At 41.7% G+C, this 22102-nt stretch carries 25 protein-coding genes and 1 rRNA gene; 18 read left to right on the top strand and 8 right to left on the bottom strand.

What is annotated here, in order from left to right; translation table 11 throughout:
• Positions 1–106 precede the first annotated feature (106 nt).
• The 9 genes from HUS62_RS19975 to HUS62_RS19935 all read left to right on the top strand — a co-directional run bounded on the left by HUS62_RS19975 (position 107) and on the right by HUS62_RS19935 (position 7945).
• Positions 107–1993, top strand: coding sequence for a transglycosylase SLT domain-containing protein (locus HUS62_RS19975; protein ID WP_119854112.1), 1887 nt, complete (start codon positions 107–109; stop codon positions 1991–1993).
• A 92-nt stretch (positions 1994–2085) separates the two neighbouring features.
• Positions 2086–3408 (top strand): Xaa-Pro dipeptidase, encoded by a 1323-nt coding sequence (pepQ, locus tag HUS62_RS19970; RefSeq protein WP_119854111.1) that lies wholly within the window; start codon positions 2086–2088, stop codon positions 3406–3408.
• A gap of 58 nt (positions 3409–3466) precedes the next feature.
• Positions 3467–4084: a YigZ family protein gene (locus tag HUS62_RS19965; RefSeq protein WP_119854110.1), complete on the top strand. Its 618-nt coding sequence runs from the start codon at positions 3467–3469 to the stop codon at positions 4082–4084.
• A gap of 95 nt (positions 4085–4179) precedes the next feature.
• Positions 4180–5631: a TrkH family potassium uptake protein gene (locus HUS62_RS19960; RefSeq protein WP_054563770.1), complete on the top strand. Its 1452-nt coding sequence runs from the start codon at positions 4180–4182 to the stop codon at positions 5629–5631.
• A gap of 38 nt (positions 5632–5669) precedes the next feature.
• Positions 5670–6326, top strand: coding sequence for a flagellar brake protein (locus tag HUS62_RS19955; protein WP_175080908.1), 657 nt, complete (start codon positions 5670–5672; stop codon positions 6324–6326).
• 469 nt (positions 6327–6795) lie between these two features.
• A complete protein-coding gene (locus HUS62_RS19950) occupies positions 6796–7005 on the top strand; it encodes a calmodulin (RefSeq protein WP_054563772.1) in 210 nt (69 codons plus the stop codon).
• A 67-nt stretch (positions 7006–7072) separates the two neighbouring features.
• Positions 7073–7285: a calmodulin gene (locus tag HUS62_RS19945; protein ID WP_054554776.1), complete on the top strand. Its 213-nt coding sequence runs from the start codon at positions 7073–7075 to the stop codon at positions 7283–7285.
• Positions 7286–7424: 139 nt separating this feature from the next.
• Complete coding sequence (locus HUS62_RS19940; protein WP_175080907.1) at positions 7425–7640, top strand: calmodulin; 216 nt, start codon at positions 7425–7427, stop codon at positions 7638–7640.
• Between the two features lie 86 nt (positions 7641–7726).
• The gene (locus HUS62_RS19935; protein WP_054554774.1) at positions 7727–7945 is read left to right on the top strand and encodes an EF-hand domain-containing protein; all 219 of its coding nucleotides are present in this window, start codon (positions 7727–7729) and stop codon (positions 7943–7945) included.
• Positions 7946–8027: 82 nt separating this feature from the next.
• Here the strand turns inward: HUS62_RS19935 and trkA are convergent, their stop codons facing one another.
• From trkA to def, 4 genes are read right to left on the bottom strand one after another with little or no spacing between them, the layout of a single operon-like run.
• Complete coding sequence (trkA, locus tag HUS62_RS19930) at positions 8028–9404, bottom strand: Trk system potassium transporter TrkA (RefSeq protein WP_175080906.1); 1377 nt, start codon at positions 9402–9404, stop codon at positions 8028–8030.
• 12 nt (positions 9405–9416) lie between these two features.
• Positions 9417–10703, bottom strand: a complete 1287-nt coding sequence (rsmB, locus tag HUS62_RS19925; RefSeq protein WP_105173815.1) for a 16S rRNA (cytosine(967)-C(5))-methyltransferase RsmB — start codon at positions 10701–10703, stop codon at positions 9417–9419.
• Positions 10696–11649 carry a methionyl-tRNA formyltransferase gene (gene fmt / locus HUS62_RS19920; protein ID WP_055199321.1) on the bottom strand — a complete coding sequence of 318 codons (954 nt, stop codon included), beginning with the start codon at positions 11647–11649 and terminating at the stop codon, positions 10696–10698. The genes rsmB and fmt overlap by 8 nt, the downstream gene beginning before the upstream one ends.
• A gap of 20 nt (positions 11650–11669) precedes the next feature.
• A complete protein-coding gene (def, locus tag HUS62_RS19915; RefSeq protein ID WP_054554770.1) occupies positions 11670–12179 on the bottom strand; it encodes a peptide deformylase in 510 nt (169 codons plus the stop codon).
• Positions 12180–12297: 118 nt separating this feature from the next.
• On the opposite strand from def, the gene HUS62_RS19910 reads away from it, so the two are divergent.
• From HUS62_RS19910 to hemF, 6 genes are all read left to right on the top strand, one after another.
• Positions 12298–13416 (top strand): LysM peptidoglycan-binding domain-containing protein, encoded by a 1119-nt coding sequence (locus HUS62_RS19910; RefSeq protein ID WP_054563778.1) that lies wholly within the window; start codon positions 12298–12300, stop codon positions 13414–13416.
• A 30-nt stretch (positions 13417–13446) separates the two neighbouring features.
• Positions 13447–14544, top strand: a complete 1098-nt coding sequence (dprA, locus tag HUS62_RS19905) for a DNA-processing protein DprA (protein ID WP_175080905.1) — start codon at positions 13447–13449, stop codon at positions 14542–14544.
• Positions 14537–15010 carry a DUF494 family protein gene (locus tag HUS62_RS19900; protein WP_054563780.1) on the top strand — a complete coding sequence of 158 codons (474 nt, stop codon included), beginning with the start codon at positions 14537–14539 and terminating at the stop codon, positions 15008–15010. The genes dprA and HUS62_RS19900 overlap by 8 nt, the downstream gene beginning before the upstream one ends.
• A gap of 71 nt (positions 15011–15081) precedes the next feature.
• Entirely contained in the window at positions 15082–15651 is a 570-nt protein-coding gene (locus HUS62_RS19895; protein WP_175080904.1) for a type I DNA topoisomerase, read from the top strand.
• 34 nt (positions 15652–15685) lie between these two features.
• On the top strand, positions 15686–16252 hold the full coding sequence (locus HUS62_RS19890; protein ID WP_175080903.1) for an L-threonylcarbamoyladenylate synthase: 567 nt from the start codon (positions 15686–15688) through the stop codon (positions 16250–16252).
• A gap of 2 nt (positions 16253–16254) precedes the next feature.
• Positions 16255–17205 carry an oxygen-dependent coproporphyrinogen oxidase gene (hemF, locus tag HUS62_RS19885; RefSeq protein ID WP_055199325.1) on the top strand — a complete coding sequence of 317 codons (951 nt, stop codon included), beginning with the start codon at positions 16255–16257 and terminating at the stop codon, positions 17203–17205.
• Here hemF and HUS62_RS19880 read toward each other — a convergent pair.
• The 3 genes from HUS62_RS19880 to HUS62_RS19870 all read right to left on the bottom strand — a co-directional run bounded on the left by HUS62_RS19880 (position 17202) and on the right by HUS62_RS19870 (position 19829).
• Positions 17202–17654, bottom strand: coding sequence for a hypothetical protein (locus tag HUS62_RS19880; protein WP_175080902.1), 453 nt, complete (start codon positions 17652–17654; stop codon positions 17202–17204). The genes hemF and HUS62_RS19880 overlap by 4 nt on opposite strands.
• 66 nt (positions 17655–17720) lie before the next feature.
• Positions 17721–19316, bottom strand: coding sequence for a methyl-accepting chemotaxis protein (locus tag HUS62_RS19875; RefSeq protein WP_175080901.1), 1596 nt, complete (start codon positions 19314–19316; stop codon positions 17721–17723).
• An 81-nt stretch (positions 19317–19397) separates the two neighbouring features.
• The gene (locus tag HUS62_RS19870; protein WP_054554758.1) at positions 19398–19829 is read right to left on the bottom strand and encodes a group II truncated hemoglobin; all 432 of its coding nucleotides are present in this window, start codon (positions 19827–19829) and stop codon (positions 19398–19400) included.
• Between the two features lie 41 nt (positions 19830–19870).
• On the opposite strand from HUS62_RS19870, the gene aroE reads away from it, so the two are divergent.
• Complete coding sequence (aroE, locus tag HUS62_RS19865; protein WP_175080900.1) at positions 19871–20695, top strand: shikimate dehydrogenase; 825 nt, start codon at positions 19871–19873, stop codon at positions 20693–20695.
• Complete coding sequence (locus tag HUS62_RS19860; RefSeq protein WP_175080899.1) at positions 20692–20946, top strand: DUF1488 domain-containing protein; 255 nt, start codon at positions 20692–20694, stop codon at positions 20944–20946. The genes aroE and HUS62_RS19860 overlap by 4 nt, the downstream gene beginning before the upstream one ends.
• Here the strand turns inward: HUS62_RS19860 and HUS62_RS19855 are convergent.
• Positions 20943–21476 carry a gamma carbonic anhydrase family protein gene (locus HUS62_RS19855; RefSeq protein ID WP_058583694.1) on the bottom strand — a complete coding sequence of 178 codons (534 nt, stop codon included), beginning with the start codon at positions 21474–21476 and terminating at the stop codon, positions 20943–20945. The genes HUS62_RS19860 and HUS62_RS19855 overlap by 4 nt on opposite strands.
• A gap of 559 nt (positions 21477–22035) precedes the next feature.
• Between HUS62_RS19855 and HUS62_RS19850 the strand changes: the two genes are divergently transcribed.
• Positions 22036–22102, top strand: a 16S ribosomal RNA gene (locus HUS62_RS19850); the annotation flags it as partial.

The following is a 22102-nucleotide window of genomic DNA, read 5'->3' as shown; positions in this document are numbered from 1 at the left end:
AAATTTACTGCGCTTTATCGCGATTGGTTAAAATATAGCTGGTTTGGTGCTAAGGTGTAGGAGAAGTTTTTTGTTATTAATTCTTTAATTTTTGTTAAAGGTCATCATGAAAAAACAACTCTTTGGTTGGACAGCTGCCGCATTAATTTTTCCTTTTTTTGCAGCTGAAGCCAACGATAAACATGACGCTTTTTTAAAAGCTGAAAAAAAGGCGCGTTACGGTGATTATCAAGATATGAAAGAGGCGGCAAATGGGCTTGATCACCCGCTGAAACCTTATGTTGAAATGGCGTATTGGCAACGAAACCCGAGTCTTAAACACCAGACAGAAATCGAGAACTATCTTAATGTTTACCAAAATACGCCATTAGAGTGGCCTGTACGGAAGGTATGGCTTGAATACTTAAAAAAGTACAACAAGAAAGCGGCTTATATTCGTAACTATCGCGAAACGAGCAACAACGAATTAACCTGTCCTTATTTAAGCTTTCAATTAGATTTAGGGGCACCTGAAAAAGCCATCATGAACCAAGTTAGTGATTTGTGGGTGGTAGGAAAATCACAACCCAAAGAGTGTGATAAGTTATTTTCACTCTGGAAGAAGAAGGGTTATCAAACGCAAGATCGTATTTGGCAACGTATTAGCTTAGCGGCTGAGGGCGGCACATCGAGCTTAATTCCTTATTTAAAAACGTTATTGCCTCAAAGCGAGCAATATTTAGCTGACTTATATTTAACGGTTCGCAAAGATCCAAGTGCAGCAGCCGGGCTTTATCGTTATAAGAAAAAGTCGGCTAAAGAGGGGCAAATAGCCCTTTATGGTGTGAAGCGTTTAGTGTGGCGAGATAATGACCTTGCATTACGTGCATGGGAAAAGCTCGAAACCATGTTTAATTACACCGACGAGCAAAAAGCAGATGTTTATTATAGTTTTGCGTTGTCGCTTGCATCTAATGGTCATCAACAAGCGCGTTTTTGGCTGAATAAAGTGCCTAAAGACCGTCAAACGAGCAAGCTAATGCAGTGGCAGTTAGCAAATATGCTTGAAAGACAAGATTGGTCAGGCATTGTGGCGTTTTTTACTGGTAAAGAAAATCTCAGCCTTGGTCAGCAATATTGGTTAGCGTATAGCTTAAACCAGCGCGGTGAAGTAGAGCGCGCGCGTGCTATTTGGCAAACAGTGGCAAAAGAGCGTGATTATTATGGCTTTTTAGCTTCAGCACGATTAGGTATTCCAGTTAGTTTAAACAATAAAGATATCAGCATTAGCAATCAGTTAAAGCTAGAAGTGGCCAATGCTCCCGGCTTTAAACGTGCTCGTGCTTTGTATGAGCTTGAGCGTTTTACCTCAGCACGCCGTGAATGGAATTACCTAACAGATACATCAACTAAAGAGGAAAAGCTCGCAGCCTCAATTTTAGCGGCTGATCTTGATTGGTATGACAGTACTATTTTCACCTTAGCGCAAATAAATGAATGGGATTATGTCGACTTACGTTTTCCATTTGCGTTTAAAGATGTGTTTGCCACCTATAGTAGCCGCAGCCATATTGATGTTGCTTGGAGCATCGCTATTTCGCGTAGAGAAAGTTCTTTTGCACCTGATGCTCGCTCTCATGCTAACGCGCATGGTTTAATGCAGCTACTGCCAAGCACAGCCAAGTATATGAATAAGAGTACGGTAACACGTAAGCAGCTGTATCAGCCACGTACTAATATTCGACTTGGTACTGAGTATCTACAGTATTTGAAAAAGAAAAATCATGGCAATGAGATCCTGGCTACAGCCTCATACAATGCAGGTTATCATCGTATTAAACGTTGGTTACCTGAACAGCCAATGCCTGCCGAGCTGTGGATCGAATTAATTCCTTTCACAGAAACACGTAACTACGTTAAAAACGTGTTTGCTTACAGACAGGTATACCATACTCGACTCGGTCGCGACGGCAATGTATTAGCACCCGTGTTAGATATGTCGATGGGTGGTTAAGCTTCACTGCATGTACTATCCCCTCAGTTGGGGGATGGTACAGGACTATGATAGACTGCTAACAAGTTAAATTTACTAAAGATGGGTTTACTATGGATAAATTAGCGGTGTTATACGCCGAACATATTGCAACCTTGCAACAACGTACTCGCACAATTACAGAGCGCGAAGGTTTAGAAGGGTTAGTAATTCACTCAGGTCAGGCTAAGCGTCAGTTTTTAGATGACATGTATTATCCGTTTAAAGTGAATCCGCAATTTAAAGCGTGGTTACCAGTGATCGACAACCCTCATTGTTGGATTGTGGTTGATGGTGTTTCTAAACCTAAGCTTATTTTTTATCGTCCAGTGGATTTTTGGCATAAAGTGCCTGATGAGCCGCGTGATTTTTGGGCTGAGTATTTTGATATTGAATTATTAGTACAGCCAGATCAGGTCGAAAAATTGCTTCCTTATGACAAAGCAAATTACGCCTACATTGGTGAGTATTTAGAAGTAGCGCAAGCGCTGGGCTTTAGCATTATGAACCCAGAACCTGTTATGAACTACTTGCACTTTCACCGTGCTTATAAAACACAATATGAGCTTGAATGTTTACGCCAAGCAAACCGTATCGCGGTAGATGGTCACAAAGCAGCACGTGACACATTTTTTGCTGGTGGTTCAGAGTTTGATATTCAACAAGCTTATCTTATGGCTACCCGTCAAAGCGAAAACGAGATGCCTTACGGCAATATCGTTGCGCTCAATGAAAACTGTGCAATTTTACACTACACTCATTTTGAGCCAAAAGCGCCGCAAACACATCGCTCTTTCTTGATTGATGCTGGTGCAAACTTTAACGGCTATGCTGCTGATATTACACGTACTTATGACTTCAAAAAGTCGGGCGAATTTAGCGATCTAATTAAGGTCATGACTGAGCATCAAATTGCTTTAGGTAAAGCATTAAAGCCAGGCTTGTTATATGGTGAATTACATTTAGATTGCCACCAACGTGTAGCGCAAGTGCTTAGCGACTTTAATATTGTGAAATTACCAGCCGCTGAAATTGTTGAACGTGGTATTAGTTCAACCTTCTTCCCGCATGGTCTTGGCCATCACTTAGGTTTACAAGTTCATGATATGGGGGGTTTTATGGCTGATGATAAAGGTACTCATCAGGCGCCACCTGAAGGCCATCCGTTCCTTCGCTGTACGCGTTTAATCGAAAAGAACCAAGTATTTACTATTGAACCTGGTTTATACTTCATCGACTCGTTATTAGGTGACCTTGCGCAAACAGACAACAAACAGTTCATTAACTGGGAAAAGGTTGAAGCGCTTAAGCCATTTGGCGGTATCCGTATTGAAGATAACATCATCGTTCATGAAGATAGCCTAGAAAACATGACCCGTGATCTACACTTAGATTAATGGTGAAGGTTAGTGAATATCGGGGCCAATAGGCCCCATTTTTTTAGATAAACAAATTATGTCTGAATACCAATACCCGGCTGAACCGGTTTTTTACCAAGAAGAAATTAAAAAAAGCACGTTTATTGTGCATATTGCCCATACGCCAGATCTTGCGGCAGCAAAAGCCTTTATCAAAGAAATCCAAGAAAAATACAGTGATGCTCGTCATAATTGCTGGGCTCATGTAGCTGGAAACCCTGGTGGTAGTCATGTGTATGGTTTTTCTGATGATGGCGAACCCAATGGCACAGCAGGTAAACCCATGCTTAATGTATTAACAGGCTCTGGTATTGGTGAAATTACAGCAGTGGTAACTCGTTATTTTGGCGGTATTAAACTCGGCACAGGTGGGCTTGTGCGCGCATACGGTGGTAGTTTAAATAATGCCATGCGTGAGCTTAAAACCATTACCAAGGTGCCGAGTGTTGAACTGGTAGGTCAAAGTGATTACAGCGCACAGGGTGCAATAGAGCAATTATTAAAAAGCCAGTATCAAGTGCTTAATATCGATAAACAGTTTGCAGAGAATATTGCTTGGAAAATTGAGATAGATAGTCGACAAGCCGATCAAGCTATTCATGATGTTCATGAATTGACTCACGGTGCAGTGAGCCTAAAAGTCAGAAAAGTTTGAAATGTAAAAATAATACATTCCGTTTACTTACAATTAAGCCTGTAAGACAATAAACTGTATTAGCTAAACAATTAATAAGAAAGCGATACGCCTAGATGCAATTTCGTACCATAATAAAAATTCTCGGCCAGCTGGTGGCGTTATTTAGTATCACTATGGTGCCTCCGGCGCTGGTGTCTTTGATCTACAAAGACGGTGGTGGTGTGCCATTCGTTCTCGCTTTTATCTTTAGTGTTGTGATTGGTTTAGCGGCTTATTATCCAAACCGTCATGAGCATGGTGACCTTAAAGCCCGAGAAGGCTTCTTGATTGTGGTCTTGTTCTGGCTGGTACTAGGCACCTTCGCTGCGGTGCCTTTAGTGTTCTTACAAGAGCCTAACCTTTCCTTAGCTGACTCTGTATTTGAGGCCTTTTCAGGGCTGACAACGACAGGGGCTACCGTACTTACAGGCATAGAATACCTACCTAAATCAGTGCTTTTTTATCGCCAGCAATTGCAATGGTTAGGTGGTATGGGGATCATCGTACTCGCGGTCGCGGTACTGCCCATGCTAGGGGTCGGTGGTATGCAGCTATACCGTGCAGAAACGCCTGGTCCGGTTAAAGACTCGAAAATGACGCCGCGTATTGCCGATACCGCAAAGCACCTTTGGTATATCTATGTATCACTGACGATTGCCTGTACACTTGCGTACTGGGCTGCAGGGATGGATTGGTTTGATGCAATCTGTCATGCGTTCTCTACGATTGCGATAGGCGGCTTCTCTACCTACGATGCATCAATGGGGCAGTTTGATAGCCCATTAATTAACTTTATTTGTGTCGTGTTTTTGCTGATTGCAGCCATTAACTTCTCGCTGCATTATGCGGCGGTAGCTTCACGCAATATTCGTGTTTATTTACGCGACCCTGAATTTAAAGTGTTCTTATTGATTCAATTAGCATTGGTCATTGTCTGTTTTACTGTACTGTCTTCAAATAATATTTATGCCGATGGTGACGAGACTCTCGATCAAGCTATGTTCCAAGCGGTATCAATGAGTACTACCGCGGGCTTTGCGACAGACAACTTCTCAGCATGGCCACTGTTCTTACCTATTTTACTTATTTTCTCAAGTTTTATTGGCGGCTGTGCTGGCTCTACCGGTGGTGGTATGAAGGTCGTGCGAGTGTTCTTACTTTACTTACAAGGTATTCGTGAGCTCAATCGTCTTGTGCATCCAAGGGCTATTTATTCAATTAAATTAGGCCGAAAAGCACTTCCAGATAAAGTTGTAGAAGCTGTTTGGGGCTTCTTCTCTGCGTATGCTTTGGTGTTTGTCATTATCATGTTGGCGCTGATGGGCACCGGCATGGATAACATCAGTGCATTCTCAGCAACAGCTGCTTGCTTAAATAACTTAGGCCCAGGTTTAGGTGAAGTCGCTGCTCATTACGGAGCGATTTCTGATACGGCAAAATGGCTACTTACTATTGCGATGGTATTTGGTCGTTTAGAAATATTCACCTTATTAGTGTTATTTACGCCAACCTTCTGGCGAGGCTAACCATAGTAAGGTGATTATTTAGAAGTGGAGGCATTACTGTGCCAAAAACTCAAAAACAACGTAATCTTGAAAAGCTAACCTGTATCCCTGCGGGTAGCTTGGTGGATGTTGAAATTATTACACCAACCGACAGTAAACGCGTAAAAACAGAATTTATTGGTTTGATGAATGATCAGTACATCATTCTTAACTATCCATCAGCAAAGCGTTTAGCTAATAGCAGTGATTTCATCAAAGATGGGGTGATGGTTGTTATTCGCGCTGTACTCGAAGCGGGTGGTGGGCAAGTGATTGCTTTTCGCCAGCAAATAAACGCCTTGGCATCGCATCCACATCGCTTAATTTTTCTCGACTTTCCGCAGCAAGTACAACTTTATAGCTTGCGTAGTGAAGCACGTATTCCTACGTTATTCCCAGCAAACTTAGTGATTGCAGAGCAAAAACTAGCTGGGCTTATTAAAGATATTTCACTCACAGGCGTGCAGTTTGATCTTAATAGCAAGGAGGACTTAAGCGCTTTTAAAGGGCTAAGCTGCCAAGTCACACTTAGTAAACGTGAGTTTAATGGCACAGTATGTAGCGTGCGCAAAAGAGCAGGCGGTTTTATGTTCGGTGTACAACTTGATACGAGTGAAGATGAAATGAAAGCGTTTATGAAAGAGCACTTAATTGACCTTTCTGTGTTGGATATCTAATACCAATTCGCCATTTTGCAACAAAATGGCTATTTTCCCCGATTTAACCCTATAAATATTAAAATTAATTTATAAATAAATTTAAATAACAAATTAAATCAATGTTTTATTAATTAAATTAATTTCGATTTTTTTCTTCAATTTTTGTTGTTCAGATAGTGTTTATTTTCAAATTTCTAATTTTTCTGTTTTTTAATCCGAGTTAATCACTATTGTCTCCATTTTAATCTTTGTAACTTATTGATTTTAAAGGTGACAAAAAACCAACCACCGAGCTTGTTGCAAAACAGCAACAAATAAATCGCGTTATTTCCCCCCTAATTCTCGATATTTTAATTTAATACGCTGATTTTATTGTTCTTTTTAACTTTGGCATCGAAGTTGAAATAGTCTTAGCGAACACAGAGAAAAACTGATTCAGGAACATATCCTTTATCACAGTTGAGACAACATTGAAGGAATAGTGATTATGAAAACGTTACACAAAACTTTAGCACTTGTAGCTCTTGCAACTTCATCAGCAGCGTTTGCCGCTGACTTTGACACACTGGATGTTAATGGCGATGGCGCTATCAGCAAAAGCGAAGCATCAGTAAGCGAAACGTTAATGAGCCAATTTAAAGAGCTTGATACAGACGGCAACGGTGAGCTGTCTAAACAAGAGTACTCTAAAGCTTAATTTCATTGTAAGGACACACTGAAAAGGACTTCTAACTCAAGACAACACATTTTGAAGGAATGACATTATGAACACAGTAAATAAAACACTAGCACTTATGGCACTTGTATCTTCATCTGCAGCGTTTGCGATGAGTGATTTCGATACTCTAGATGTTGATGGCAATGGTGTTATCAGCCAAAGCGAAGCATCGGTAGATGCAGAGCTAATGAGCAAATTCAGTGAATTAGACACTGACGGTAACGGTGAGTTATCGAAACAAGAATTTTCAAAAGCTTAATGTGATTAAGCAAATCAGTTTATTTAGCTGATTAGTTCTGAGCTGCCAAAGACAGCCTAAATGGATAAGGGAATCCATGACAAAGGACAACACTGGAAGTGTGATCAGCTAACACTCTTAAAATTGAAGGAATATGATTATGAAAACAGTAAACAAAACATTTGCTTTAATCGCACTTGCATCTTCTTCAGCAGCTTTTGCAGCAACTGATTTTGACACCTTAGACGTAGACGGTAACGGCGTGGTTAGCAAAAGTGAAGCAGCCGTTGACGCAAAAATTATGTCGCAGTTTAAAATATTAGACGTGAATGGCGACGGCGTTCTTACAGAAGCTGAGTTCTCTGAAGCCGAATAACTGAATTAATAAGTAGTTATACCAATTTCCACTAAACAGGGATCTCAGAAACGGATTTCACTCTTTTCAAATTTAAGGTAGTTATTATGAAACAGTTAAGCACAACAATCGCAATTTTAGCACTAGCAACGTCATCTGCAGCCTTTGCACAAGGCGTAAGCTTTGCAACATTCGATACTGACGGTGATGGTGTGATCAGCAAAGAAGAAGCGTCTGCAAATATGCAGCTTGAAAAGTTATTTCCAGAGCTAGATAGTGATGGTAATGGCGAACTTTCAAAAGAAGAGTTCGCTCAAATTCAATAGAATCTTTTAGAAAAGTTAGGTACTTTCACTTCAAGAGTCGTAAAGCAGCTGTCATGGCTGCTTTTTTCGTTTATAAGCTTTTTTACAAGAAGATAGCACTTACTTGGAACAGCTTTTCAACAACTGTAATGTGCTTTTTATCAATCAAGAACATGATTACATGGTCACCCGACTGAATAACCGTATCGTCATGGGCAATCAGTACATCATCGTTACGCACAATTGCACCAATGGTTGTTCCAGCTGGTAGTTTGATATCAGCAATTGCTCGGCCAACAACTTTAGAAGTATGCTCATCACCATGAGCGACAGCCTCAATGGCTTCTGCTGCGCCCTTACGTAACGAATAAACATTAACAATGTCACCACGGCGAACGTGTGTTAACAGCGCCGAGATAGTGGCTTGCTGAGGTGAAATAGCAATATCAATTTCACCACCTTGAACTAGGTCTACATAAGCGCCACGCTGAATAAGCACCATGGTTTTTTGTGCGCCCATACGCTTTGCCAGCATCGCAGACATAATGTTTGCTTCATCGTCGTTAGTTACTGCGATGAACACATCCACTTGTTCAATATGTTCTTCAGATAACAGCTCTTGATCAGAGGCATCGCCACAGAACACTACGGTGTTATCAAGCATTTCAGAGAGCTGTGCTGCGCGATCTTTATTGCGCTCAAGCAGCTTCACACTGTGGTTTTTCTCAAGTGAACGCGCAAGGCCCGCACCGATATTACCACCACCAGCAATCATGATCTTTTTGTATGAACGTTCGAGCTTTTGAAGCTCATTCATGACTGCTCGAATATGCTTTGTTGCAGCGATAAAGAACACTTCATCGTCCGCTTCGATAACGGTTGTGCCAAGTGGTTTAATCGCTTTACCTTGACGATAAATAGCCGCTACCCGGGTTTCGACATTCGGGATGTGCTCTTTCAAGGCTGAAAGTGCATAACCCACCAGCAAACCACCGTAATAGGCTTTCACCGCAACCAGCGATAACATGCCATCGGCAAATTGTAATACCTGTAAAGCACCCGGATAGTCGATTAAGCGACGAATATACTTAGTTACCAGCGCTTCAGGAGCAATGTAGTGATCAACAGGTAAGTCGTCATTATGAAATAGCTTTTCACGGTACTTTAAGTATTGCTCTGAGCGAATACGGGCAATTTTGGTTGGTGTGTTAAAAATACTATAAGCAACTTGGCAAGCAACCATGTTCACTTCATCTGAACTGGTTACGGCAATAATCATATCGGCGTCTTCTGCGCCTGCGCGACGCAATACATCGGGATGCGCACTGTGGCCATTAACACCTTGTAAGTCGTACTTATCTTGTAGCTCTCGCAAACGGTTACCGTCGATATCGACAACGGTGATCTCATTTTGCTCACCTACGAGGTTTTCTGCCAGTGTGCCACCAACTTGTCCGGCACCGAGTATGATTATTTTCATAGCTTGTTCTTATTAGTGTTTTTTAACTAGCTTTGCATAATAGAAACCGTCACTTTCACCAGGCAATAATTGCAGACCAGGTAAAGTAGGCGTGTCGTTTTCATGCAAAGGTATGTGTTCAGCACTTGGATTATTGGCAAGGAACTTAGCAACTTGTTGTTGGTTCTCTTGCGGTAATACTGAGCAGGTCGCGTAAACTAACGTACCACCTGGCTTAAGTAGAGGCCAGATGCTATTTAAGATATCGCCTTGTAAATTAGCCAGATCTTCAATATCAGATGCACGACGTAACCATTTAATATCAGGGTGACGACGGATCACGCCAGTAGCTGAACAAGGCACATCAAGCAAAATACGGTCAAATTGCTGCTCATCCCACCAGATGTGAGGTTGTGAAGCATCGGCACATTGTAAATCGGCAGCTAAACCAATACGCACTAAGTTTTGTTTAACGCGTTCTAGGCGCTCGCTGTCGCTATCAAGTGCTAATACGTCGGCATCAGCAAGCTCTAGGATATGGCACGTTTTACCACCTGGCGCTGCACACGCATCTAAAATGACATCATCATTTTGTGGATCTAAAAAGCGTGCTGCTAATTGTGCCGCAGCATCTTGAACTGAGCAGGCACCGGTATCAAATTCTGGCAGTGCGTATACATCACATGGTTTAGCTAGTTTAATACCATCAGGAAAATCAGCATTAAGGGTATGCTCAATATCATTTGCTTTAAGCATCTCGCTGTATTCTTGGGTGCTATATTGCGCTTGGTTTACACGTAACCACATAGGTGCTTGCAGCTGATTCGCTTCAAGGATTTCTTGCCAGTTATCAGGGTAAGCAGCGGTTACTTGTTTGATAAACCAACCTGGGTGGTTAAATTTGCAAACAGGAATTTGCTTTGCTTTTTCTTCAAGCTCAGCTTGTTCACGTTGGAAACTGCGTAAAATAGCGTTAATCAGACCTTTTAAACCCAGTGCGCGCATTTGCTGAAGCGCATTAACCGTTTCGCTGATTGCTGCATGAGGCGGTACACGCATGTGTTGAAGTTGGTAAATACCCACATACAACAAGAACTGGAAAATACGGCGCTTACCTTTTAGTGGTTGATCTAAAAGTTGCTGACAATAATTTTCTAGGCTAGGTAAATAGCGCAGCACACCGTAGCAAATTTGTTGTAGTAGGGCTTTATCTTTCGGCGATAATCCTTGGCTTGCAAAAGGTAGTTCTTGATTTAGCGATGCACCTTTATCGACCACGTTATAGAGGGTTTCAGCAGCAAGTGCTCTTACATTACTCATTGCTTTGACCTAATACTGAGCCAGGTTCAACCCAATCACTGCGACCATTTAAAAAGTCAGTAACAGCCATTGGTTTTTTCCCTTGTGGTTGAAGAAGGGTGATTTTAAGTGCATCTTGCCCACAGCCAACGGTAATACCTTGCTTATCAGCAGCAATGATTTTACCGGCTTGTGCAGTTTGCGATACAACTTCGGCTTGCCAAATTTTTACCGTTTGTCCTGCCATTTCAGTAAAGCAAACAGGCCATGGATTAAAGGCACGGATATTACGCTCAATTTGCGCAGCATCCATTGACCAATCAATATTGGCTTCGTCTTTTGATAGCTTCTTGGCGTAATTTGCTTGTGCGTCATCTTGCTTTTCTGGGGTGATTTCACCTGCAGCAAGACGATTGATTGTACTGATCAGTGCATCAGGACCCAGTGCAGCTAATTTATCGTATAAAGAGCTACTGGTTTCTGTGCTATCAATCGGGCAACGGCTGATATGCAGCATATCGCCGGTATCTAAGCCTTCATCCATTTGCATTATTGTTACACCGGTTTCATTGTCACCAGCCCAAATAGCACGTTGGATCGGTGCAGCACCACGCCAGCGCGGTAAAATAGAGCCATGCACGTTTAAGCAGCCTAAGCGCGGTGCATCTAAAATCGCTTTTGGTAACAGTAAGCCGTACGCCACCACAATCATAATATCGGCGTTCAGGCTGGTAAGCTCTGCAAGTGCTTCATCTGATTTTAGTGATTGCGGTTGAAATACAGGTAAATCATGAGCAAGTGCCAGTTCTTTAACTTCACTGGCTTTTAGCTTTTTACCTCGGCCCGCTGGTCGATCCGGTTGGCTATATACACCAACAACTTCGTGCTCTGAGTCAATCAGTGCTTGTAAATGGCGCGCAGCGAAATCCGGCGTACCAGCAAAAATAATGCGTAATGGTTGTGTCACAGATATTCCTATTGATTAACTTATGATTTAGCAGCCAGCTTAGCTTCTTTTTCAAGCTTTTTACGGATACGTTGGCGCTTTAAAGGCGATAGATAATCAATAAATAGGGTGCCTTTAAGGTGATCAAGCTCATGCTGAATACAAATCGCTAATAGCTCGTCAGCGTCAAGGCTAAACTCTTCACCGTTTTCATTAAGCGCTTTAACAGTAACTGTTTCTGCGCGGTCAACTTTTGCGTATGAGTAAGGAACAGATAAACAGCCTTCTTCACTCACAGTTGAACCATCTTTTTTGGTGATTTCTGGGTTGATTAACACTAACGGTTGGTCGCGCTCTTCAGATACGTCGATCACCACAATTCGCTGGTGGATATCTACTTGCGTCGCTGCTAAGCCGATACCGTTTTCGTCATACATAGTTTCAAGCATGTCTTTGACGATTTGACGAACTTCATCGTTTACTTCTGGTACTTCTTTCGCGATTGTACGTAAACGCTCATCCGGAAATCTCAAAACTTCTAACCTAGCCATAGTTACCTTTTACACTTGTGATTCATTTAGGGTATTGTATGCTCTTATTTTAGCCATTCGTGTTCACCTTTAACAGGTTTTGGTCGATAATAATCTAAAAACAACTCAAGGAAGCCAAATGAGATACCCACTAGTTGCGGCTTTGTTAGCCATTAGCTGTGCTTTTCCGGTAGCTGCTGATGTTTTAACAATTAAAAAAGATGCACCAAAACAATATGTTGTCAAAAAAGGCGATACGCTTTGGGATATCTCGGGCGTGTATCTTGATGAACCTTGGCAATGGCCTGATTTATGGCAAATGAACCCGCAAATTGCGAATCCGCATTTAATATACCCGGGTGATGCGCTCACTTTAATTTACGATAAAGACGGAAATCCTCGTTTAGTTAAAAATGCGCGTTATAAAAAACTCTCTCCAGAAGGGCGAATTACACCAAAAGGCAAGCAAGCAGTGCCGACGTTGCCTTTGGAGTTGCTGCGCCCATATTTGAGTTATGAGCAAGCGATTAGCGCCGATGTTATTGCACAAAAACCATATATTTTGGGTGCCAGTGTTAATACCAAAATGAATACTATGGGCCATACGCTTTACGTTAAAGGTGACTTAACACTTAACGAAGCTTATGGCGTATACCGTAAAGGCAATGATCTTGTTGATCCAAATACCAATGAAGTACTAGCGAATAAAGCGGAATTAGTGGCGATTGTTCGCGCATTTAGAAGCGGTGACGTAGAAAACGGCGTACCTGCCTCAGTTAAAGTTGAACTGGTAAAACAAGAAATTAAACCGCATGACTTTTTAATGCCGGCGATGGAAGGGCAAATGTTGCCAGCCTATTTCACTATGAAACGCCCTGAAGCTACTTTAGATGGCACTATTATCGCCGCAGCTAATGAAATGCGTGAATTTAGTACCATGGACATTGTTGTACTAAACTTAGGTTCAGACCAAGTGAAACCAGGTTTTGTACTTGATATTCAGCGTCAATCACCAGAAGTGTATGACGGCCGCAATGGTCCGCGTTACCGCGAAGATTCTAACAGTCTTGAGAAATTCATGACTGATGCAAATGATGTGTTAGGAATTGAAAGCGACGAAGACAGTAATGTATGGCACATGCCAAAGGAAAAAGTCGGTGAGTTAATGGTGTTTAAGGTATATGACAACGTTAGCTACGCATTGATTGTGAAGAATCAGCACCCGATCCGAGTTGGAGATTATGCAGTTATAAACTAACTCACAATTTGGGCGCTCTAAGGAGGGAGCATGGCACAGGTTTCAGGCAAGCTATCCCATTGGCTTGCCTTTTATTTATGTAAAGGGCTTGGAATAAAAAGCCTTGTTGCATTAAGTCAAAGACAGCCACTGGATGAGCTATTTAAGCTATCTAGTTTAGAGCTTCAGCAGCTGGGTTTATCACAAAGCCAAGCCGATAACTTAGTTAATACTGACTGGCAGTTAGTAGCCCACTACCAAGAATTAATAGCAAGACTTAAAATCAAAGTCATAAGCTATTTTGATAGCAGCTATCCGCCTTTACTCAAACAAATAGCCAGTGCACCTATCTTATTATTTTGTTTAGGTAATACGGATCTACTACTGTCACCGCAAATAGCAATTGTCGGTAGCCGTAATGCAACACCGACAGGGCTTGAAATAGCTGCTGAGTTTGCCCATCAACTTTCTGCTGTTGGCATGACGGTGACATCAGGTATGGCTATGGGAATTGATGGTGCAGCCCATAAAGGCGCATTAGCAGGGTCAGGCAATACGATTGCCGTACTTGGTACGGGTATCGATATTGCTTATCCAAAACGCCATCGCTTACTCATTAAACAGGTTGCTGAGCGGGGCTTGTTGGTTTCTGAGTTCTTACCGGGAACGGCTGCTAATGCCGCTAATTTTCCGCGCCGAAACCGCATTATCTCTGGGTTGTCATTAGGTGTATTGATTGTCGAAGCGCAAATTAAAAGTGGTTCATTGGTGACAGTGCGCTATGCGCTTGAGCAAAATAAAGAGGTGTTTGCCGTGCCGGGTTCGATAAAAAGCCCACTATCAGAGGCAAGCCATTTTTTAATTAAGCAAGGCGCTAAATTGACAGAAAATATTACTGATATTCTTGATGAAGTGAGCTTTTTCTGTGAAAACAGTCTATATAGTATAGAACAGCCTATTGCAGATGAACCCGACTGCCCAGTGTTCAAAAGTATAGGGTATGAGGTAACAAGTGTTGATCAAATAACACAGCGCAGCCAATTACCTGTAGACGAAGTACAAGCTCGGTTACTCGACCTAGAGCTCGCAGATAAAATCGAACGAGTACTAGATGGTTATATAAGACTAGGAGGACATAAACATGTTTGACATCCTCATGTATCTTTTTGAAAACTATATCCATAGTGAAGCTGAAATCTTTACTGAAGAGAACGAACTTACCGATGAGTTGGTTCGTGCTGGCTTCAATAAACCTGAAATCTACAAAGCCCTTGATTGGCTAGAGCAACTTGCTGACTTACAACAAAGCGATATCTACCCGTACCTTAATGCCCAACCACAACATGCTATGCGTATTTACACTGATAGTGAATGCCAAATGTTAAGTGTTGAGTGTCGCGGCTTTTTAATGTTTATCGAGCAAATAGGTGTAATTAACACCGTAACTCGCGAAATGGTGATAGATAGGCTTTGTGCTCTAGATAAACCATTTATTTCTTTGGAAGATCTAAAGTGGGTAGTGCTTATGGTGTTATTTAATGTACCAGGGTCAGAGCAAGCTTACGCACAAATGGAAGACTTAATATTTGACGAGCCAGCCGATGTATTACATTAATTCGACTTTGCTTGTATCTTTGTTGAGTTTGGGTATATTAGGCGAAAATTAGCCAACCCCACAGGAATCTTATGAGTAAAATCGACCATTCTCTTTTTTCTGCAGATAAACATGCACTCGAAAAAGAGTATGAGGTTTGCCCTAAATGCGGTTCTGAATTGGTTATGCGCAACTCAAAGTCAGGGCCGTTCTTAGGCTGTGCCAGTTACCCAAAGTGTGACTTTATCCGCCCATTAGCTCATCACGATAGCCAACAAATAAAAGTACTCGAAGACAGTGCCTGCCCAGAGTGTGGTAAGCCATTAGTAATTAAAAATGGCCGCTACGGTATGTTTATTGGGTGTACCGGCTATCCTGAGTGCCATTACATTGCTCATGATGAAGAGCCTGACGATGCCCCTCAATTACCTGCTTGCCCTAAATGCAAAAAAGGCCAGCTGGTTGCGCGTAATAATAAGTTTGGCAAAACCTTTTATTCTTGTGATGGCTATCCGCGTTGTAAATATACCCTTAATCACAAACCTGTGGCGACTGAGTGCCCGGCCTGCCAGTGGCCAATTATGACCGAAAAGAAAACAGCTTCAGGTGTTGTGTTACAATGCCCGCAGAAGTCGTGTATGCATAAGTTAGTCAAATCTTAATGCACTTGTTATTTGTTTATTTAGGAGAGTTTCTTTGTCTGATCCTGTTGCACAACCAGCCAATGCAATTGACGCTTTGCAGCAAGGCGGTGTAATTGTTTACCCAACCGAAGCTGTTTTTGGTCTTGGTTGCGATCCTGATAACCAAGCTGCGGTTGAAAAGCTTTTAGCCATCAAACAACGCCCTGTAGAAAAAGGCTTAATTTTAATTGCTGACAATTATGGCCAGTTATTAAAGTATGTAGATGATGCCAAAATCCCGATGGATAAACGTGCTGATATCTTTTCACAATGGCCAGGTGCTATCACTTGGGTGATGCCAGCAGCAAAAGAAACGCCAAAGTGGCTAACAGGCCAGTTTGATACTATTGCGGTACGTGTTACTGATCATCCAACGGTAAAAGCCCTGTGTCAGCAATTTGGTAAGCCGTTGGTTTCAACAAGTGCAAACTTAACCGGTCAAGAAACGGTAATGACTGTCGCACAAGCGAAAAGCGAATTTGCAGACACAGTAGATTTTTATGTTGATGAGCCGTTAGGTGGCAACAGCCAACCAAGTGTGATCAAAGACGCAGCGACCGGTAAAGTATTTAGAGGATAAACATGCAAAGCGAGCTACTCGAACAAGTTAAAACCTATTTAATGGCCTTACAAGATACAATTTGTCAGGGCCTTGAAAATGCTGACGGCAAAGCAAAATTTGTTGAAGACAATTGGCAACGTGCAGAAGGCGGCGGTGGCCGTACTCGTGTTATCCAAGGTGGTAATGTCATTGAACAGGGTGGGGTAAACTACTCGCATGTGTTTGGTGCTTCGATGCCAGCATCAGCAACAGCACATCGTCCAGAGCTCGCTGGTCGTAGCTTTCATGCATGTGGTGTGTCATTAGTGATCCACCCTAATAATCCACATATTCCAACTAGCCATGCCAATGTCCGTTTCTTTATTGCCGAAAAAGAAGGCGAAGAGCCAATTTGGTGGTTTGGTGGTGGTTTTGATTTAACCCCTTATTACCCTGTTTTTGAAGATGTACAACATTGGCATCAGGTGGCTAGCGATTTATGTCAGCCATTCGGTGCTGAGGTTTACGATAAATATAAAAACTGGTGTGATGATTACTTTTATTTAAAACACCGCAGTGAAACACGTGGTGTTGGTGGCTTGTTCTTTGATGATTTAAATGAGCTGGGCTTTGAACAAAGCTTTGCCTTTATGCAGGCGGTAGGAAATGGCTATTTAGATGCTTACCTTCCTATAATTGAGCGCCGCAAAGACACGCCAACAACCGAACAGCAACGCGATTTCCAACTGTATCGTCGTGGTCGTTATGTTGAGTTTAATCTTGTTTGGGACCGCGGCACATTATTTGGCTTACAAACCGGCGGACGTACTGAGTCGATTTTAATGTCGATGCCACCATTAGCACGTTGGGAGTATAACTATGTACCTGCTGCAGATAGCCCAGAAGCTAAGCTGTATCAGTACTATTTACGCCCACAAGATTGGTTAAATAGCAAAGAGTCTGATTTAGTTGCACGCCAGTGGCAGCTTTAATCGAGTATTGAAACCACTCGAACCAACATTGTGTTGTCACCCTCTACGAGGGTGGCAACACTTTCACTGCTTGGCAGCTCTGCCAAGACACTAAATAGCACTTCTGCTTTTAATATCTTTAGCTTACCAGGTGTTGTATCAATGGGGGCACTAACCTGTGTTAAGCATTGACTGATATCACAGGCATAGAAATCAAGTTTCACCTCAAAATATTCAGGGTGCTGAATAAGCTTATCAAAACCACCAACAATACTTTGTTCATACTTATCGCTTTGTGATGTTTTATCTTGGCTGAGAAGAGATTGAGCAATCTGTTGAATATCATCATGAAAAATATATTCATTAACAGTGCTTAGTTGATCAGCCGTATTGTTAACGCTGTGCTGATAGGTAAATAATAGCGCCGCAATAATTCCAATACAGACTAAAAGAGTTGTTATAAATTTCATTTAAACATCCTTATTTACTATGAAATGCATATAACAACTCTAGCAGTTGCACGAAAAGCGCGCAATTTAGCTTAATTTAAAGCGTCTTACTTGCTCATCCAGTGAACGAGCTAACGACAACAGCTCTTCACTGACTTTTTGGTTTTCATGGGCATCGACTAATGAGTGCTCGGCATTGTCACTAATTGCGATAACACTTTGGTTAATTTCTTCAGCCGCGAGGTTTTGCTGTTCAGTAGCATCAGCAATTTGCACGTTAAGTTGGTTTATCTCACTCATTTGTGAAGAAATATCACGTAATGCTTTAGCTACTTGCTTAACTTGCACAGCTCTTTCGTCTGCTTCTTCGCAAGAGTTATTCATGGTATTAACTGTTTGTGCCGCTTCACTTTGTAGCTTGTCGATAGTGCGGCGAATTTCGTCGGTTGAGTCATGGGTGCGGGTCGCTAAAGTACGTACTTCATCGGCTACCACAGCAAAGCCTCGGCCAGCTTCACCTGCACGAGCCGCCTCAATGGCTGCATTAAGTGCAAGTAAGTTTGTTTGTTCGGCAATGCTACTGATCACCTCGAGTACTTTACCAACGTCTAACGTTTGGGTTTGCAGTTGACTTACTTGCTCGGCAGCTGCTCTAACATCTGCCGCAAGTTGATTAATACTTTGCTCAGTGTGCTCAGCAACATGTAAGCTTTGTTGTGCAAGTTGATTACTGTGCTCTGACTTTTCAGATGCAAAATGGGTGGTGTTTTTAACTTCGCTTGATGAGCTTTCTAGTTCATTGATGGCGGCAGCGACCGAATCTGTCCCTTGCTTTTGCTTTAAGATCGCTTGCTCGGTTGCATCCGCTGAGGCATAAATGCTTTCGGCAGAGTGGATCAATACCTTAGAAGAATGAGAAACTTGAGCAATATTATCTTTAAACGCACCAATCATGTGATTAAAGCTGGTGGCAAGAGAGCTAAGTTCGTCATTATTACTGTCATCTACCGTGAGGCTTAAATCTTTATTGGTGGTTGCCAAGTGCATAGTATGGCTAATGACTTTTAAGCGTTTGATGAAAATTTTTCTAAACATCACTGCTAGTAGTGAGAAAGCCGAAATGAAAATGGCCGCTAATAGTAGCGTATTCATTAAGGTGTTTTGCGATACTTCTTGCTCAATATCAGCCAACGAATAACTAATTTTTACTACACCTAACACATCGCCTTCTTGTGCTTGATGGCAGCCTAAACAGTTTGTTCCTTTATAGTCACTGCGAGCAAACATAGGTTTTAGATAAGTCATCGTACTATTTTGATTATCAATAAATAGTGCTTCAGTGCCTGTTAGTGCTTTTCGCTCAGCATCGTTAGTCGCAACTTGGTTGGCATTTCCAGGCCCATAAATTTTATTAACGATTGGACTACGTATGATATGAGCGTCTTCAATATTAGGGTGGCTTCTTAATTTAGTACTTAGAATTTCACGATTAGCCATAGTGCCTGTCAGCATCATGGTATTAATAGAATCAAAGTAATTATCGGCCAGCAGTTTTATGTTACTTTCAACGGTATCTCTTGCTAATTCATGTTGTTGCTGGGCACTACTAAATATACTGGCAAATAATACCAATACGCCTGTTAGTGCTAACAAGGCATAAATTTTAAATTGGATAGACTTCATTCGACGACGCTTTTTCTAAATTAAGGAAAATTTATTATCTTTATTTAGAAAAAGCGTACATTGATATAGCGCAAAGCTTAGTTAGTTTTGATTGATCATATGGCTGGCGAGTTGCGATAACGACTGTCTCAACCCTTCGCGAAGTAGTGGGTTATCAATCTCGATATCAAGCGTTTTATTCATACAATGCATCCATTGGTCACGTAAGTCTTGATCAATAGGGAAAGGCATGTGACGCTTTCTTAGCATTGGGTGACCATATTTTTCAACGAATAGGTCAGGACCGCCCAGCCAGCCAGATAAAAACTCAAAGAAGACTTGGCGAATTCTATCTAAAGGCTGCGGGTGCATATCATATAATGGTTTGGCGTATTCATCTGTGGCCATTATGTCGTAAAATCGATTTGCAATTGCTCGAGCTCCTGCTTCACCGCCAATAATTTCGTAAGGTGTTTTTTCTGGGGTAGGTGTTTCAGGCGTTGGTTTCGATTTAGAAAAAAGTCGTTTAATCATAATATTAATAAAGCTCTACAGGGCGAAGAGGTTGCTTCACTATGGACAAATACGCGGTTTTTGGAAATCCAATAAAACATTCGAAATCACCCGCAATACACGCACAATTTGCTGCATCATTAAACGAGCAAATACAATACAGCGCCATTTTAGCACCAACAGATGCATTTGAAAAAACTGTCGCTGAGTTTTTCGCTGCTGGTGGTAAAGGGGCTAATGTCACTTTGCCGTTTAAAGAGCAAGCGTTTGCCATGGTCGATGAACTAACAGAGCAAGCGAAAATTGCCGGAGCCGTAAATACTATTAAACAGCTTGAAGATGGCAGTCTACTGGGTGATAACACCGATGGTGTAGGACTTGTTAAAGATCTTTTAGCTAATAATGTCACCTTAAAAGGGCGGCGAGTTCTTCTTATTGGCGCCGGTGGTGCAGCGCGAGGTGTCATTCAGCCATTATTGAATGAGCATATCGAAAGCTTAACAATAGCCAACCGTACCGCCGAAAAAGCAAAGGCACTAGCGAGTCATTTTAATGGTGAAATAGATGTACAGGGCTTTGCTTTAAATGATATCCCAGCAAACAACTATGATGTGGTGATTAATTCAACCTCAAGTAGTGTAACTGGAGACCTGCCGGGTATAGCTGAAGACCATGTTGCTACGTGTCAGTGCGCTTACGATATGTTTTACGCCAATGACGATACCGCATTTATCAGTTGGGTTAAGTCGATTAACCCAACATGTTTAACACTCGATGGTTGTGGCATGCTAGTTGGCCAAGCAGCACAAGCTTATTTTGTATGGCGCAATAAAATGCCAGAAATTATTCCCGTTGTTACCGCGCTTAAAGCAGGAGAAATTGCGTGAATCAAGCTATCCAATTTATAGACAGACTCGAATTGAAGCCTGAAGAAAAGCAGTTGGTATTCTTCGCACAAGTAAGTGGCTTGATGGTGGAGTGTGTTATTGATACCAGCAAGTATGATTTTGCAGATCAAAGCAGTGCGGTTAATTACTTTGAATCTTATCGTTTCGATTACGAAGAGCTCGCCGAGCAACTGATCGAAGATGAGCAGTATAACTCGGCAGGACAAATTGAATTAACCGAAGTGTTTTAGCCTTCAGCTAAGTATTCATCTTTAAGCTGAACATAATTATCAGCAGAGATTTTTAAAAAGGCGCGCTCTTGCTCTGTTAAAGGGCGAGCCTGTTTAACAGGGCTACCTACATAGAGGTAACCAGACTCTAAACGCTTGTTAGGTGGTACCAGTGAACCACCACCAATGATCACATCATCTTCAACAACTGCGTTATCCATTACTATTGCGCCCATACCAACAAGTATACGATTACCAAGTTGGCAGCCGTGTAGCATAACTTTATGACCAACAGTGACATCATCACCAATAATAAGAGGGTAGCCATCGGGGTTTGACTTAGAGGCACGAGTTAAATGTAAAACACTGCCGTCTTGAATGTTCGTACGTTCACCAATACGTATATAGTTAACATCGCCTCGCGCAGCAACAAGAGGCCATACACTTGAATCTTTACCAAGCGATATATCACCCACTAAAACCGATGACTCATCAATATAAACACTATTATCGTATGTCGGAGTGATCCCTTTATAAGAACGGATAGTCATAAATTCACCTTTTAATTTTAAAATGCGATCAGTCTAGTGTAACAGCGAAGCAAATAAATACACCAAAACAGGCCTAAATTGACTGCAAAACACCCAGTTTTAGGGTGTTTAGTTCAAAAGCTGAGCGAACAGTAAGTTTTTTTAAATTTTATTGAAAAAAGTGCTTGCGTAAAAAATCCATCTCCCTATAATGCGACCCCACTGACACGGCGGGCAGCAACGAAAGGCGCTGAACAACGTAGCAGAGAGTTAAGTGAAACTTCACTTTCAAATAATCGAAAGAAAGTTTGAAATTAAGTGTTGACTCGAAAGATTAAGGGTGTATTATACGCATCCCTAGCGACAACGTCGCAACGTTCTTTAACAATATAAAGCAATCATCTGTGTGGGCACTCGTACAGATTGAGTTCTAACAGCGAAGCTTGGTTTACTAAGTAACGCAAACAAATTTAGAGTCTCAAATGTAACTGAGTGACTATATAGTCAATTCGATATCGAAAGATATCAAAATCAGAATTCATTGAGCATGGTTTGAAGTTTACTTCAAACAAAAAACTTTTAATTGAAGAGTTTGATCATGGCTCAGATTGAACGCTGGCGGCAGGCCTAACACATGCAAGTCGAGC

It is taken from the genome of Pseudoalteromonas sp. 0303 (genome assembly GCF_013349995.1).
Taxonomy (GTDB): domain Bacteria; phylum Pseudomonadota; class Gammaproteobacteria; order Enterobacterales; family Alteromonadaceae; genus Pseudoalteromonas.
The sequence above is the reverse complement of the archived record's forward strand: the minus strand, read 5'-3'. Positions and strand labels throughout refer to the sequence as shown.